Origin of the sequence: Paenibacillus pinistramenti (assembly GCF_005869875.1) — a bacterium.
Classification (GTDB): domain Bacteria; phylum Bacillota; class Bacilli; order Paenibacillales; family Paenibacillaceae; genus Fontibacillus; species Fontibacillus pinistramenti.
The window spans coordinates 167,212-180,395 of sequence record NZ_VAWG01000001.1; the positions used below are offsets into that span (position 1 = coordinate 167,212).

Sequence of the window (13,184 nt, forward strand, 5' to 3'; positions counted from 1 at the left end):
GCCTCCCAACGTGAATCAGACTTCACGTCGAAAGGCCTTCTTCCCGAATCACCAGTAGAATCAGTAGATTGAGATTCTCCGTCCAGTTCTTACTTCACTACCGCACCGTTTGGCATGCTGTCCGGCACCGTCGCCAGGGTCAGCTGGTCGCCTTGGGAGGCAGCCAGAATCATGCCCTGCGACAGCTCGCCGCGCAGCTTCACCGGCTTCAGGTTGACCACCACAATGACCTTGCGTCCGACAAGCTCCTCGGGGCTGTAGAACTTGGCGATGCCGGATACAACCTGGCGCTGTTCAAAACCGAGATCCAGCTGCAGCTTCAGCAGCTTGTCAGCTTTCTTCACCGGTTCGCAGGCGATGACCTGGCCGACACGCAGCTCTACTTTGGCAAAATCCTCGATTCCGATCTCTTCCTTAAGCTCTACCGCCGCTTCGCCGGTTCCCTCAGCTGCCGCTTCAGGAGCAGCGCCGGCTGCATTATCTTCGGCTGCAGGCACGCCGCCCGTCATAGAACCGGCGATAAAGGCTACCTCCTGCTCGGCATCAAGGCGCGGGAAGATCGGCTCGCCTTGGCCCAGGCGTGTTCCAGCCGGAATCAGGCCGAAGCTCTTCGCGCTTTCCCAGGTCGTCAGCTCGCCCGGCTCAATTCCCAGCTGGCTCCAGATTTTGGACGGAGCCTGCGTCAGGAACGGCTGCAGCAGAATGGCAGCAATCCGCAGCGCTTCCATCAGGTGAACCATGACGGAGCCCAATTGTTCCTGTTTATCTCCATCCTTGGCCATGACCCAAGGCTGAGTTTCATCAATGTATTTGTTCGTGCGGCTGATAAACTGGCCGATCGAGGCAAGCGCAACGGAGAACTCCATGTTCTCCATGACCTCTTCCACCTTCTCAACCGTCTTCTGCGCAGCAACCGTCAAGGCGGCGTCAAACTCGGTAGCGTTCGGGATATAGGCAGGCGAAACGCCGTCAAAATATTTTCCAACCATGGCCACAGTCCGGTTCAGCAGGTTGCCCAGATCGTTGGCGAGGTCAGAATTGACCCGTTCTACAAAGCTTTCAGGCGTAAAACTTCCGTCAGCGCCAAACGGCACCTCGCGCAGCAGATAATAGCGTGTTGCATCCAGGCCGTAGCGGTCGATCAGCGTATTCGGGTCTACGACATTGCCCTTCGATTTGGACATTTTGCCGCCCTTCATCAGCAGCCAGCCGTGGGCGAATACTTTCTTGGGCAGCGGCAGGCCAAGCGCCATCAGCATAATCGGCCAGTAAATCGTGTGGAACCGGACGATCTCCTTGCCTACCAGATGAACGTCCGCCGGCCAGAAGCGGTCATACAGCTCGGCGTTGTCTGTACCGTAGCCAAGCGCGGTAATGTAGTTCGACAAAGCGTCGATCCATACGTACACAACATGCTTCGGATCGCCTTTGACCTTAACTCCCCATTCAAACGTTGTGCGGGAGACAGCCAGGTCCTCTAGGCCAGGCTTGATAAAGTTGTTGATCATTTCGTTCTTGCGGGATTCCGGCTGGATAAAATCCGGATTCTCTTCATAGAACTTCAGCAGCCGGTCGGCATATTTGCTCATCCGGAAGAAATAGGATTCCTCCTTCACCAGCTCAACCGGGTGGCCGCTGTCCGGCGATTTGCCGCCGATGATTTCGCCCTGCTCATTCTTGACTGGATCTACCAGCTGAGTCTCCGTGTAATACGTTTCATCCGGAATGCTGTACCAGCCTTCATATTCGCCTTTGTAGATATCTCCCTGCTGCAGTAGCCGGTCAAAAATATTCTGCACGACCTGCTTGTGCCGCTCATCCGTAGTCCGTATGAAGTCGTCATTGGAAATGTCGAGCTTCTTCCAGAGCTGCTTGATGCCGACAACGATATCGTCCACAAACTGCTGCGGCGTTGTGCCCTTCTCCTGGGCTTTGCGCTCGATCTTCTGTCCATGCTCGTCAGTACCCGTCAAGTAATGAACATCAAACCCGCGCAGCCTCTTGTAGCGCGCCATGGCATCACCGGCAACTGTCGTATAAGCATGGCCAATGTGCAGCTTGTCGCTCGGATAATAGATTGGCGTTGTAATGTAAAAGGTTTTCTTGTCTGCTCCCATCTTTAACACTCCTTCGTTATAGTCATGCGTAAATGACCCCGAGCCTCGCATTCAGGACATAAAGTTCCGTAAACACAAAAAAACTCCCGCCCCGATTCGGGACGAGAGATCACTCACGCGTTACCACCCAATTTCCCTGCTTCTTCACAGAAGGCAGGCTTAGCAGGTTCATACTGCAATGAACCGTTCCGTTAACGCCGGACCGCGCTCTGTCCTTGCCCTGCAGGCTCGAACAAAGATCCTCCCGGACCATCTTCCAGCGGTTCCCCAGACCGGTTCTCAGCTCCCCCGGCTCTCTGCTGCTGCTTCGCCACTGTACTTATCCGTTCATAGGATACTGATATTTATTAGTAGTATTTTCTAATCTTATGAAAAGTAAACGTCTCTGTCAAGCGGACCCGCTCTGCTGGCCGGAGTTGCCGGAGCTGCTGGAACTGCCTGTGCTGCCCTTGCCGAGTGAATCTTTACTTTCCGATTTGGGCGGAACCGGATCCAGCCCCCCCGGATGAAAAGGATGGCATTTGGCAATCCGCTTCGCGGCAAGCCAGCTGCCCTTCAGCGCCCCGTGGACCTCAATCGCTTCCAGGGCATAGGCCGAGCAGGTCGGATAAAACCGGCAGGTCGGCGGCTTGAGCGGCGAAATCCACTTGCGGTAGACATGTATGGGAGCCTGTACAGCCCTTCTTGTAAGCTTCATAGCGGCTGCTCCGTGCTCTTCGAGCTTGCCTGGCAGTCCTTGCAGTATCCGAATACCTCAAACTTATGTTTCACAACCTGAAAATGATCGGGCGCATCCGCCAAAGGCATCGGGCAGAAAGGAATCGGATACGTCTTCTCGCAGCCCAGGCAGATCATATGATGGTGGTGATGCTCGCCGCCGCAGCTTGCGCGGAATTTCAAGCCGTCCTCAAACACAATCTGCTCCAGCACCCCCATCTCCTCCATAATTCTGAGGTTCCGGTACACGGTGTCGAAGCTGAGTCCGGTATACTTCTTACACATAAAATCGTAAACGTCTTTCGGCGTCAAATAGCCGTCGGTATTGACAAACAGCTTGGCAAGCGTCCGGCGCTGGTCGGTAATCCGCAGCCCTTGGCCGGACATCTTGGCTATGATCTCATCTGCTGTAAGCATAGAGGCAGTTCCCCTTCCGTTATTCCTTGTTCCAAACCTTTCATAACGGAGCTTGTCGTTAAACAGGTTTCATTTTTCTACCTTTAATAATGCCCCAAATGAGGCGGCTCGTCAACGAATCCGGCCCTTGAGCGTGTCTGGCCATTCAGCATTTTCAAGGTAAAAAAAAAGAAAACGGCGGCCGGTTACTCACCTAAGCCGCCATCATTCTGCGAACATCTTATCTACTAAAGTTTATTCGGACTTCAAAGACTATTCCTATTTCTCTTCCGGAAGAGGCTGGAACAGCAGATTGACGGACAGGTTGCTGCCCGGTGCTGCCGTAAAGATGAAATCTACGGTTTCTTCCTTATCGCCGGTCCGGTATAGAGGCACATTATCGTTTGGCGCATTCATTACCCCAGAAGACGGAAGATCTACCAGAACGCCGTTGACCATAATGGATCCTACATAGGTGCCTCCGCGCGGGTTAAACGAAATGAGCGTGTGCGGAGCGACTCTTGAGGTTCTGATCTTGTAGAGCACCCCAAAGTTGCCGGCATTGATAGACTGCGTATAGAACGGCGTATCAAAACCAGACTGGAACGGGTCGCTGGAGTTGTCGCCCAGCAGCAGCCGTTTCGGTGTATCGCCCAGCAGTTCGTCATATTGAATAACACGGGTAGAATCGGTATAAGTTCCGCGGTTATGCACGCCGTCACGAGCCAGAATACTCAGCTGCGGAAGCGTCTTAATCGGATCTTTACTTGCATCAATCATAATGACGTCAAACTGGACCGGATAATCGGTATAAATGTCGGACAACAAGGAAATAACTTGACCAGGCTTGATCTTCTGGGCGCTTAGCTCGCTGAAGATGACCTTCTGTTCGTGCGAAGCCAGGGTGATATCCTGTTCGGCAGAACGGGTCTGCATGGAAGAGAAGTAGCGCTGCACAGACGCTTTACCTGTTGCCATTGCATTTGCATTTGGTCCCGCAAAACCGAGCGAATCTATAAACAGATTGGCCGGCGCATCATTCAGGTTGGTAGCAATGACATACATCTTCACGTCCTTGCCAACCGCGTTGCTGTGGTGAATCATAAACCGGGCTTTGCCGACGGTCGTTTCGCGGTACAGAATCCCTTCGCTGTAGTTCGTTTCCGGGCTGTTGCTCCGGATCAGCGTAACCGGCTCGGTGGTGAAGGAATAACTCACTTTATCCCAGCTTGGAATCTGGCTGCCTTCGAACTGATATTTTTGCCCGACCGGTACAAAGAGCTTGTTGAAATCAGATTCCGTATACAGCGTTTCATTCGTAATCGTAATCGTATGCTCGATTGTAGAAGTCAGGCCGTATTTATTCGTTACTTTGAGGCGGATGGTCTGCGTGCCCGGAGTAAAGAAGGCCAGCTTGTTATTTTCCCATTCGCGGGTTGTAATCGAGTTGTCTTCATCGGTGCTTTGATCGGTGTAGGTGATTTTTTCACCCATTTTATAGGTATCCTTATCGGTCGTAAAAGCGGCAACCGGCGGAGTATGCGGCTTCTCCACGTTAATGGTTACAGAGTAAGGATCGCTCCAGTTGCCTGCAGAATCCTGCACGCGGTAGCTGACCACATAAGATCCCGGCTCGGAGAACATATCCTGCCGCCCTGTCCATTCCTCGTTCACGATCGCAAGTCCCGTAGGCGAGGAAGAGGTTGCCTGGTATGTAACCTGGGTTTCTCCCGCAATAATCTCACTCGGAGATACCGTAAACTTCGCAACCGGCTTGGCTGTAACGTCCAAAGTAACCTGCTTCGCTTTAGTATCTAATACATAAGACAGTTTAAGGGCTGCTGTAATCGAAGTAAAAGGCACCATAAAGTTGCTATTCTTGGTCGCGTAGGACTTGCCCCGCATCGTTGTTGTTACACCGTTGACTTTATAAGTATTGCTGTTCAGCTTAAAGCGCATTTCGTCCGTTCCGCGCGTAATCACTGTTTCCTTTGTTTTGCTGTCATAGCGGATGGCCAGACCTACACGGTTAACCAGGGAGCGGATCGCCACATAGGAAACGCCGTTCTTAACAGTCATAGGTTCAGAGGCTTTGTACTGAATGCCGTTCTGGTACATGATGTTGGTATTCAGCATCAGGATCAGTTTGCCGGGCGATGCCGCCGAAGCTGCCTGTGCTGTGGATGTGGCTGTAGCTGTGGCAGCTGACGCACTGCTGACTGCCGCTGCAGCCGCGGTTCCTGCTGCCGCTGAGGAGCTGCTGGAGGATGTGCCGGCGTTTGCAGCCGAATCTGAGGAAGCAGTTGTTCCTGCAGTGCTGCCGGAAGCTGAACTGTCAGCAGCTGGGCTGGCTGAGCTGTCAGGCGTTGAAGCAGCCGTCCCGTCCGACGGGCTTGGCGTAGCGGAAGGATCAGCTGCAGTCCCGGTGCTTGCTGAACTGTTCTGGCCGGCCGAGCTGTCAGTGACCGCCGTCCCCTCTGTACTGGAAGCAGCGTCCGTCTGTGCGGATCCTGCTGAGTGATAGGTTTGGCCTGTACTGCTGTCTGCTACCGTATCTGCTCCTGCGCTTGGAAGAATCATACCGACCTGGGAAGCTGCAAGAAGGATAGATAGTAATAGTCTGCGAAATTTCATTCTCTGCTCCTTTATCTCTGAAATTTAAACTATCTAGACTGAACTAAAGAAAAATGCGCAGGGAAGGGAAAGGATTCCAAAAAAAACGAAAGTGGTCTGAAAGCTTTCCAAAGGAAAGCCGCTTCGGAAGCATAAGCTGTATGTGAGCGTATGCCTACCTTATATCTTCTTAGATAAAGAAATCCGGGAACAACAGAGCTCGTCAGGAACCTTTCCCGTACTTATCCCAAATGGTTGTTCAAAAGTTCAGTCTAAATAAAAAACACAAAAAAAATGCCCCGATCACAAAGGACATTTATTTAAACGCTTAATAACTGAGAAAGTTGCTAAAAGTGCAAAAAAAATGTAAAAACCCGGTAAGCTCATCACTGACAAAGTCGGCTTACCGGGAATTTTGACGAATGCTACAGGGAAGATTGCCCAGTTCCTATTGGGTAATCGCGGCTGATAGACACGGGAAGCTTACCTCCCGGCTGCTCTTTGCCAGCCAGCACTTTCGCAAGCGCGTCCAGCGTATAAGGCCTATTCTCATAAGCGCACAGATACGCATCAACCTCCGGAAAGGCAAGCAGATCATAAGGATTTCTGGACGACACAACTGTTAAAGAGAGCTGCCCCTGCCGCATTAGCTGCATAAGTCCTTTGACCAGCTCAACCTGACCTTCCGGGACCTTCCCTTCTGATGTATAAGTCACAGCAACCGCCTGCTTGTATCCCGAAGCCTGCTCCAGCACCTCCTGCACTTCTGTGCCTGCCGGGTGTGTGCCGACCTTCATTTGGCTGATGTTTGAATAATAAGGCTTCAGCGCGTCTCCCAGTGTATAACGGTATTCCGCAGCTTCATCCACTTCAGTACGGTGTCTAAGCTCAGGCCACACGACGAGCACCGGCTCGGAAGGATCCAGCGGCAAAGGCGGCTGTGCCCCTTCGTTCTTGACAAGCGTAATCGACTTCCGGGCTGCCTGCTCCAGCAGGGATACCGTCCGTTCAGGCGGAAGCAGCGGCCGGCCGGGCTCTGTCAGCTCCTCTTCGGCAGGGTTGCCTGCGGACATTTGCCCGAATCCGGATTTGATCGCCAAAATGCGCTCCAGGGAACGGTCAATGTCAGCTTCGGGCAGACGCCCTGAGCGGACAGCCTCTATAGCCGCCCTGACTGCGGCCTCCTGCTCTGACAGCGTATGGCTGACCAGCACAAGATCCGCGCCTGCTTCCAGCGCCATCACGGCTCCTTCGGCAACGCCAAACTGCTCTGAAATGGCCTTCATTTCGAGACAATCCGTTACGATTATACCTTCAAACTTAAGCTCATCCCGCAGCAGCTCCTTAAGAACCTTCCGGGACAGCGTCGCAGGATTTCCATTCGGCTCAAACGCCGGAAAAACAACATGAGCAGTCATTATCGCTTCTGCTCCCGCCTCAATCAGCCGTTTAAACGGCAGCAGCTCAACCTTATGCAATCTGTCTGAACCGTGAGGCACCGACGCCAGCCCCAGATGCGAGTCAACCGAAGTATCTCCATGTCCGGGAAAATGTTTGGCTGTCGCTATAATCCCGTGCCGCCTAAAGCCGCGCACTGCCGCTTCGCCATGCTCTGCCACCTTAACCGGGTCCTCCGAATACGACCGCACCCCGATTACCGGGTTCAGCGGATTGTTATTCACATCCACGCACGGGGCAAAATTCATATTCATGCCCAGGAGCTTCAGCTCACAGGCAGACAGCTCTGCTACCGCTTCAGTCAGCGCCGGATCGTCTGCTGCGCCCAGCGACATATTGCCGGGAATGCGGCTGATGCCTTCATGATCAAGGCGGGACACCATGCCTCCTTCCTGATCAATCGCAATCAGCAGGGGAGGCGCCCCTGCCCGCCCGGCCATTTGCTGCAGGTCTTTCGACAGCTTCGCAAGCTGGGCCGCAGATTCCACGTTTCTTCTAAAGTAGACCACGCCCCCGATATGATATTCCTCGATAAGAGCTGTAATATGCGCGTCAGGGGTGAGGCTATGGAAGCCGCAGATAAACAGCTGGCCGATCTTTTGCTCCAATGTCATGGTCTTGATGCTGTACATGCCAGTTCACTCCTTCAACTTGCCGTGATGAGCTCCATGAACCGTTGCCCGGTATTCCGAGGGGGTGAGGCCGGCATATTTTTGAAATACCTTGGAAAAATAACGCCGCTCCTGATATCCGAGCCCCTGCCCAATCAGCGTGATGCTCCTGTCGCTGGCCGCAAGCAGCTGTTTGGCTGACTCCATCCGCTGTCTGGTTACGTATTCGACAAACGTTTCTCCATAGTGGTTCTTGAACAGCAGGCAGAAGTAGCTGCAGCTGATTCCCAAATAATCCGCTGCCTCTTCAATGCCGAAATCTTCTCCCAAATGCTTGGCGATGTAATTCCCGGCTTCACGCATCAGCTGTTCGGCGGATTTTCTGGAAGCCGCTGGTCCTTTCGGACGTGCTGCCAAACCGGCCAGCAGGTTCATCAGATCCTTCAACCCGGGCTGCCGGCCAAGCTCCCGCCAAATTTCCGCTTCTTCCTGCTCCTTGAGCAGATGAAGCTCTCGCATCTCCCTCAGAAGATGAACAAGCATATTATGAAGCAGCTGTCCAGCGCCGGGCATCTTGGATTCGTTAAGCTTAGATTCATTAACCTTGGATTCGTTAAGCTTGGATTCGTTGAACTCGTATTCGTCAAGCCTGTCGAGGCAGGCTCTGAGCTCCTCCAGCCCTTTCCGGAGGGCCTGCTCCTCCTCGTTCCGGATCGCCGCTCCCATTCTTTCCAGCCAGCGCCACCAGAACTCCTCCCCTCTATCCAAAGCTTCATGCAGCACGGCTTCAAGCGCCTCCCCGCTGATCAGCCACTCCTCCGCTTCAGAGGATGCAAGCAGGAGCGCACGCTGAAGCCTGTTATAAACAGAAGATAATTCTTTAAGGGCAAACGGGCCCTTATCCTGAATAAACCGGATCTGCATATCTCCGCTCAGGCCCGCCATTTGCTGCAGCCCTTCATAAGCGAGATACAATTGATGCTGATCAAGCTGCTGCTCCGCGTCATAGAAAATAAACCATTCGCCTTCACGCAGCTGCAGCACAGCTGCACCTGCTGAAGCCGGCAGCTGCTCCTTCAGCTTCCGCTTCATCCGGCTGTTGAAACGCTTGCGCTGTTCTTGGCTCCACAAGACCGAGCTTCCGGCATAGCCTTCCAAATCCGCAAACAGCACGGAATACCTCTGCAGGGACAAGAGTTCCTCGTCCTCGTCCCCCTCTTCCTTCTCGCCGGCAGGATGATGACCGGACAGCATTTGGGCCATGAAATGCTCGCTGGCCCAGTTCATAACCGAATTCATCACGCTGCCCAGCCGGTTGTCCCCGCGTTCGCTGCGGATCTGAGCGGCAATCTTCGCAACCGTCTGTTCAAGCAGCTCATAATGAATCGGCTTGCTGATGTAATCCTTAACGCCATAGCGCAGAGCCGTCCGGGCATATTCAAACTCCTGGTAGCCGGTCAGCAGCAGAATTTCCGTCTTCATTCCGCGCCCCCGGATCTCCTTGGCGAGAGTCAGACCGTCCATGACCGGCATCCGAATGTCGCTGAGCAGAATATCAATAGGCTGGTCTTCAGCAATCTTCAGCGCTTCAATTCCGTTGCGGGCCATCCCGGCAATCTCTATTCCAAGGTCTTCCCATTTAAGCACTTTGGACAAATTTTGAAGAATCGGATATTCATCGTCTACGAGCAGCGCTTTAAGCTTCATGCGAATCACCCAATTCATATTTTGGTAAACTGCACTGAATCGCCACACCCATGCCTGGTGACGTACAGACAAACAAGCCATACTCCTTGCCATATTGCAGGCGGAGCCGGTCCGCCACGTTCCGGAGCCCGATGCCTCTGCGCTCTTCGCCCGGATAATAGGCCTGCATCTGCTGCTCATTCCATTCGGAATCCGGGTTCAGGCTGGCGGCCAGCTCGCCTGCTGTCATGCCGGTGCCGTTATCTTCCACGCAAAGCAGGATTCTGTCCCGGTGAGCCCTTCCCGAAATGCGCAGCCTGCCTTTATATGAAATGCCTTCAAATCCGTGCTGGATGCTGTTCTCAACAAGCGGCTGCAGCATCAGCTTCAGCACCTGGCAGTTCAGCAGCTCCTCCGGGATATCAATCTCATAATCAAACAGCTCATCCCACCTGTACTTTTGAATTTCCAGATAGCTGCGGAGATGCTCCAGCTCAAGCCACAGCGGAATCTCCTCCCGGTCCTGGATGCTGATCCGCAGAATGCTGCCAAGCCTGAGCACCATCTCACTGACCTTGCGCCCTTCATTCTGAACAGCCAGCCCGTTGATCAGCTCAAGCGTATTAAACAGGAAATGGGGCTTGATCTGGGCCTGCAGCACCCGCAGCTCGGCCTTGGCCTTCTGCTGCTGCTCTGCTTTCACTTCCTCCAGGAGGCCCCCCAATTTGTCCGTTAAATTGTTGAAGCCCTGCTGCAGGAGCAGCAGCTCATCATTCCCCTTCTCCTCCACACGGGCACTCAGATCTCCATCCTCCACTTTCCGCATAAACCGGACAATGACGCCGATCGTTCCCGTAATCCGGTTCATAAAGAAGACATTGAACAGCAGCGCCGTCAGCACGCAAATACCGATGATTGTCATGAACCAGGCCGCAAAGGTCATCACTTCTTTAGAAAGATAAGTCCAGGAGGTAACCGAAACCAGACTCCACGAATAATCCTTGAGGTGATAAACGGATACCACGGTCTCCTTGCCGTCAAAACGGGCCTTGAAGCTTGTATAGCCGCCGCTTGCGACTGCAATGCTCTTGGCCGTGTAATCGCTGATTCGCTTTCCGTCCAGCTTGTTCTGATAATCATACAGAATGGTGCCTGCGTCGTTGACAAGCAGAAACCGGGTGTCCTCGAGATGGTTGCGGAGCTGCAGATTTTTAAAAATATCCTCGAACTCCCAGTTTTTGATCTGGACGATCAGAATGCCGACATTTTGCAGATAGCGCAGCTCTTTGATCAGCCTGATCTGGGTGAACACCGGCTCCGAGCCGGTCAGCTCCGGATATTCATGGGGAGCGATCCATTTGGACTGTCCTTTCAACTTCAGCACCTCTTGGTAAAGAGGCTCCTGCTTAAATTTTTCGAAAGGCAGCATGGTGAAATTTTCTTTGTTAAAGATTGAAATGGGCTTATCCTGCGCCCCTTCTTTCAAATTGTAGAGAAACGCATAATCAATGGAAGGATGATTGTACAGCAGGGAACGGAAATTGCGCTGGTTCGCATTGAGGCTTAATTGGTCTTTGGCGGTGAGGTTCTGGTTGTCGGGGTTGCCGGAGCTGAGTGCAAGCTGGAATACGCCTTTGGCGATCCCGTCATCAGTCACCTTATCCATCTCTTCAAAGACTCCGGTGATGCTGTAGCTGATCGACTTGAGCGCGTATTCCGCCTGCTCGCTGTATTTTTTCTCAATATAGTGGAAGATGGCAAAGAACGTAATGATACCGACTATAAACAAAGGGATAATTACAAGCGATAGAAAGGCCGTAAACAGTTTAATGCGCAGATTCATCTGCCAAGCCACCTGCCCAAACCCGTTATCCCTTAACGCTGCCGGCCGTGACTCCCTCGATGATCTTCTCCTGCAGCACCGCATAGATCACGATAACCGGCACAACGGAGAACACAATCCCTGCAGACATCTGGGCGTAATTCATCTGGTATTGATCCCGGAACTGCACCATCCCGACCGGAAGCGTTCTCAGATCATCATTGGACAGGAAGTAGTTCGCAAGAAGGAATTCATTCCAGTTACCGAGGAAATTGACGATAAATACGGTCACCATAGCAGGGACGGTTAAAGGTACTATCATTCTAGCAAAGATGCCCCCTGACCTCAATCCGTCCATCACCGCCGCCTCTTCGATTTCACTCGGCAGGGAGCGCATAAACGCCGCCAAAATAATGACCGTAAAAGGGATCGCATTAGCCACATAAGGGATAATCAGCGCCAAGTGGGTATCCAGAATATGCAGCTTTCTGACCAGCGTATAAATCGGCAGCATCAGCGCATTGTTCGGAATGAGCATACCGACCAGAATCAGCCCGAACAGCGCCGCGCCCCAGCGCCCATGCCGCATCCGGGTGACAGCGAAGGCAAACATCGCCCCGAACAGGATGCTCGCGACCGACGACAATATGGAAATGTACAGGCTGTTGAAAAAGTACGTGCTGATCTTGGCTTTCACCCACGCCTCCGCATAGTTATCAAAAGCCAGCTTCTTCGGCAGGCCGAACGGATTCAGCGCTATGGCGTTATTATCCGTTTTGACGGAGGAGAAGATGACAAACAGAAACGGAAACAGGATGACGACCAGATATAGAAGCAGAAAGAGATGCGGCAGTCCTTTTTTCCATGTCCGGGCCATCAGTATTCAATCCTTTCATTACGGCGGGCTACCAGCAGCTGATAGAGGACGGTCACGACAACGGTAAAAATAAAGATGAGCACCGCAATCGTGTTCCCGTAGCCGTATTTGAAGTTGGTGATCGCATATTTGATCATATAGGTGGCCATGACCTCCGTTGAGCCGGCCGGCCCGCCTTTGGTCATCACCAGCACGATGTCCGCCGCTTTCATCGCCCCCGCAATCGACAGCATGATTACGACGGAGATGATCGGCCGGATCAAGGGCAGAACGATCTGTGTTGCTCTTTGAAAGGCTGAAGCCCCGTCGATCGCAGCTGCCTCCTCAAGCTCACCGGGAATGGACAAAATCGCCGCCAGCACCATCACGATGTAGAATCCGGTCCACTGCCACGCGTTCGTGATCAGAATGGACAGCATCGCATACCGTTCGTCGGACAGCCAATAGACCGGCTTGATGCCGAAGGTGCCCAGAATCTGATTCAGCAGGCCGATATCCGGCTCGTAAATAAAGCCCCATAAAATGCCTATGACCGCCGTGGACATGATAGAGGGCAGAAAAACAGTCGTCTTGTAAAGGCCCTTCAGCTTCTTGACGTGGGAGATCAGCAGCGAGAACAGCACGATCAACGGCACTTGGATGAAGATGGAGAAGACGATAAACCAGCCGTTATTTTTGACCGAAACCCAGAAGCGTTTCTGCTCCAGCGCCTTTGAATAATTATCAAGGCCAATCCATTTGACATGGGTGGAAACCCCGTTCCAGCTGGTGAAGCTGTAGTACAGGGAAGAGAAGATCGGATAGATAAAAAACATCACAAACAAGATGAGAGCCGGCAGAGTAAACAGCAGAAAGACGGCAGGACTTCTCAGTGCTTTATTCATAAG

General features: G+C 52.8%; 10 protein-coding genes. 1 reads left to right on the top strand and 9 read right to left on the bottom strand.

Annotation, left to right across the window (positions count from 1 at the left end):
* Positions 1 to 89: 89 nt before the first annotated feature.
* From metG to FCN15_RS00890, 4 genes are all read right to left on the bottom strand, one after another.
* Complete coding sequence (metG, locus tag FCN15_RS00875) at positions 90 to 2,117, bottom strand: methionine--tRNA ligase (protein ID WP_138493058.1); 2,028 nt, start codon at positions 2,115 to 2,117, stop codon at positions 90 to 92.
* Between the two features lie 388 nt (positions 2,118 to 2,505).
* Positions 2,506 to 2,814, bottom strand: coding sequence for a membrane protein insertion efficiency factor YidD (gene yidD / locus FCN15_RS00880; protein WP_138493059.1), 309 nt, complete (start codon positions 2,812 to 2,814; stop codon positions 2,506 to 2,508).
* Positions 2,811 to 3,251, bottom strand: a complete 441-nt coding sequence (locus FCN15_RS00885) for a Fur family transcriptional regulator (RefSeq protein WP_138493060.1) — start codon at positions 3,249 to 3,251, stop codon at positions 2,811 to 2,813. Before FCN15_RS00885 ends, yidD begins: the two co-directional genes overlap by 4 nt.
* A 258-nt stretch (positions 3,252 to 3,509) precedes the next feature.
* Entirely contained in the window at positions 3,510 to 5,366 is a 1,857-nt protein-coding gene (locus FCN15_RS00890; RefSeq protein WP_238996447.1) for a stalk domain-containing protein, read from the bottom strand.
* Between FCN15_RS00890 and FCN15_RS19370 the strand changes: the two genes are divergently transcribed.
* Positions 5,347 to 5,751, top strand: a complete 405-nt coding sequence (locus tag FCN15_RS19370) for a hypothetical protein (protein WP_238996448.1) — start codon at positions 5,347 to 5,349, stop codon at positions 5,749 to 5,751. The genes FCN15_RS00890 and FCN15_RS19370 overlap by 20 nt on opposite strands.
* A 517-nt stretch (positions 5,752 to 6,268) precedes the next feature.
* Here FCN15_RS19370 and nagZ read toward each other — a convergent pair.
* The 5 genes from nagZ to FCN15_RS00915 are packed head-to-tail and all read right to left on the bottom strand — an operon-like array spanning position 6,269 to position 13,181.
* Positions 6,269 to 7,933 (bottom strand): beta-N-acetylhexosaminidase, encoded by a 1,665-nt coding sequence (gene nagZ, locus FCN15_RS00895; protein WP_138493062.1) that lies wholly within the window; start codon positions 7,931 to 7,933, stop codon positions 6,269 to 6,271.
* Between the two features lie 6 nt (positions 7,934 to 7,939).
* Entirely contained in the window at positions 7,940 to 9,637 is a 1,698-nt protein-coding gene (locus tag FCN15_RS00900; RefSeq protein ID WP_162515258.1) for a response regulator, read from the bottom strand.
* On the bottom strand, positions 9,609 to 11,441 hold the full coding sequence (locus FCN15_RS00905) for a cache domain-containing sensor histidine kinase (protein ID WP_138493064.1): 1,833 nt from the start codon (positions 11,439 to 11,441) through the stop codon (positions 9,609 to 9,611). Before FCN15_RS00905 ends, FCN15_RS00900 begins: the two co-directional genes overlap by 29 nt.
* Positions 11,442 to 11,466: 25 nt before the next feature.
* Positions 11,467 to 12,297 carry a carbohydrate ABC transporter permease gene (locus FCN15_RS00910; protein ID WP_138493065.1) on the bottom strand — a complete coding sequence of 277 codons (831 nt, stop codon included), beginning with the start codon at positions 12,295 to 12,297 and terminating at the stop codon, positions 11,467 to 11,469.
* Positions 12,297 to 13,181, bottom strand: a complete 885-nt coding sequence (locus FCN15_RS00915) for a carbohydrate ABC transporter permease (RefSeq protein ID WP_138493066.1) — start codon at positions 13,179 to 13,181, stop codon at positions 12,297 to 12,299. Before FCN15_RS00915 ends, FCN15_RS00910 begins: the two co-directional genes overlap by 1 nt.
* Positions 13,182 to 13,184 lie beyond the last annotated feature (3 nt).

What these genes read in the sequence shown, in the direction of transcription:
- FCN15_RS00900 (WP_162515258.1), bottom strand. Translation starts at nt 9,637, where the DNA reads ATGAATTGGGTGATTCGCATGAAGCTTAAAGCGCTGCTCGTAGACGAT.
- FCN15_RS00915 (WP_138493066.1), bottom strand. Translation starts at nt 13,181, where the DNA reads ATGAATAAAGCACTGAGAAGTCCTGCCGTCTTTCTGCTGTTTACTCTG.
- metG (WP_138493058.1), bottom strand. Translation starts at nt 2,117, where the DNA reads ATGGGAGCAGACAAGAAAACCTTTTACATTACAACGCCAATCTATTAT.
- FCN15_RS00905 (WP_138493064.1), bottom strand. Translation starts at nt 11,441, where the DNA reads ATGAATCTGCGCATTAAACTGTTTACGGCCTTTCTATCGCTTGTAATT.
- FCN15_RS00885 (WP_138493060.1), bottom strand. Translation starts at nt 3,251, where the DNA reads ATGCTTACAGCAGATGAGATCATAGCCAAGATGTCCGGCCAAGGGCTG.
- FCN15_RS00890 (WP_238996447.1), bottom strand. Translation starts at nt 5,366, where the DNA reads ATGCTGAATACCAACATCATGTACCAGAACGGCATTCAGTACAAAGCC.
- FCN15_RS00910 (WP_138493065.1), bottom strand. Translation starts at nt 12,297, where the DNA reads ATGGCCCGGACATGGAAAAAAGGACTGCCGCATCTCTTTCTGCTTCTA.
- yidD (WP_138493059.1), bottom strand. Translation starts at nt 2,814, where the DNA reads ATGAAGCTTACAAGAAGGGCTGTACAGGCTCCCATACATGTCTACCGC.
- FCN15_RS19370 (WP_238996448.1), top strand. Translation starts at nt 5,347, where the DNA reads ATGATGTTGGTATTCAGCATCAGGATCAGTTTGCCGGGCGATGCCGCC.
- nagZ (WP_138493062.1), bottom strand. Translation starts at nt 7,933, where the DNA reads ATGTACAGCATCAAGACCATGACATTGGAGCAAAAGATCGGCCAGCTG.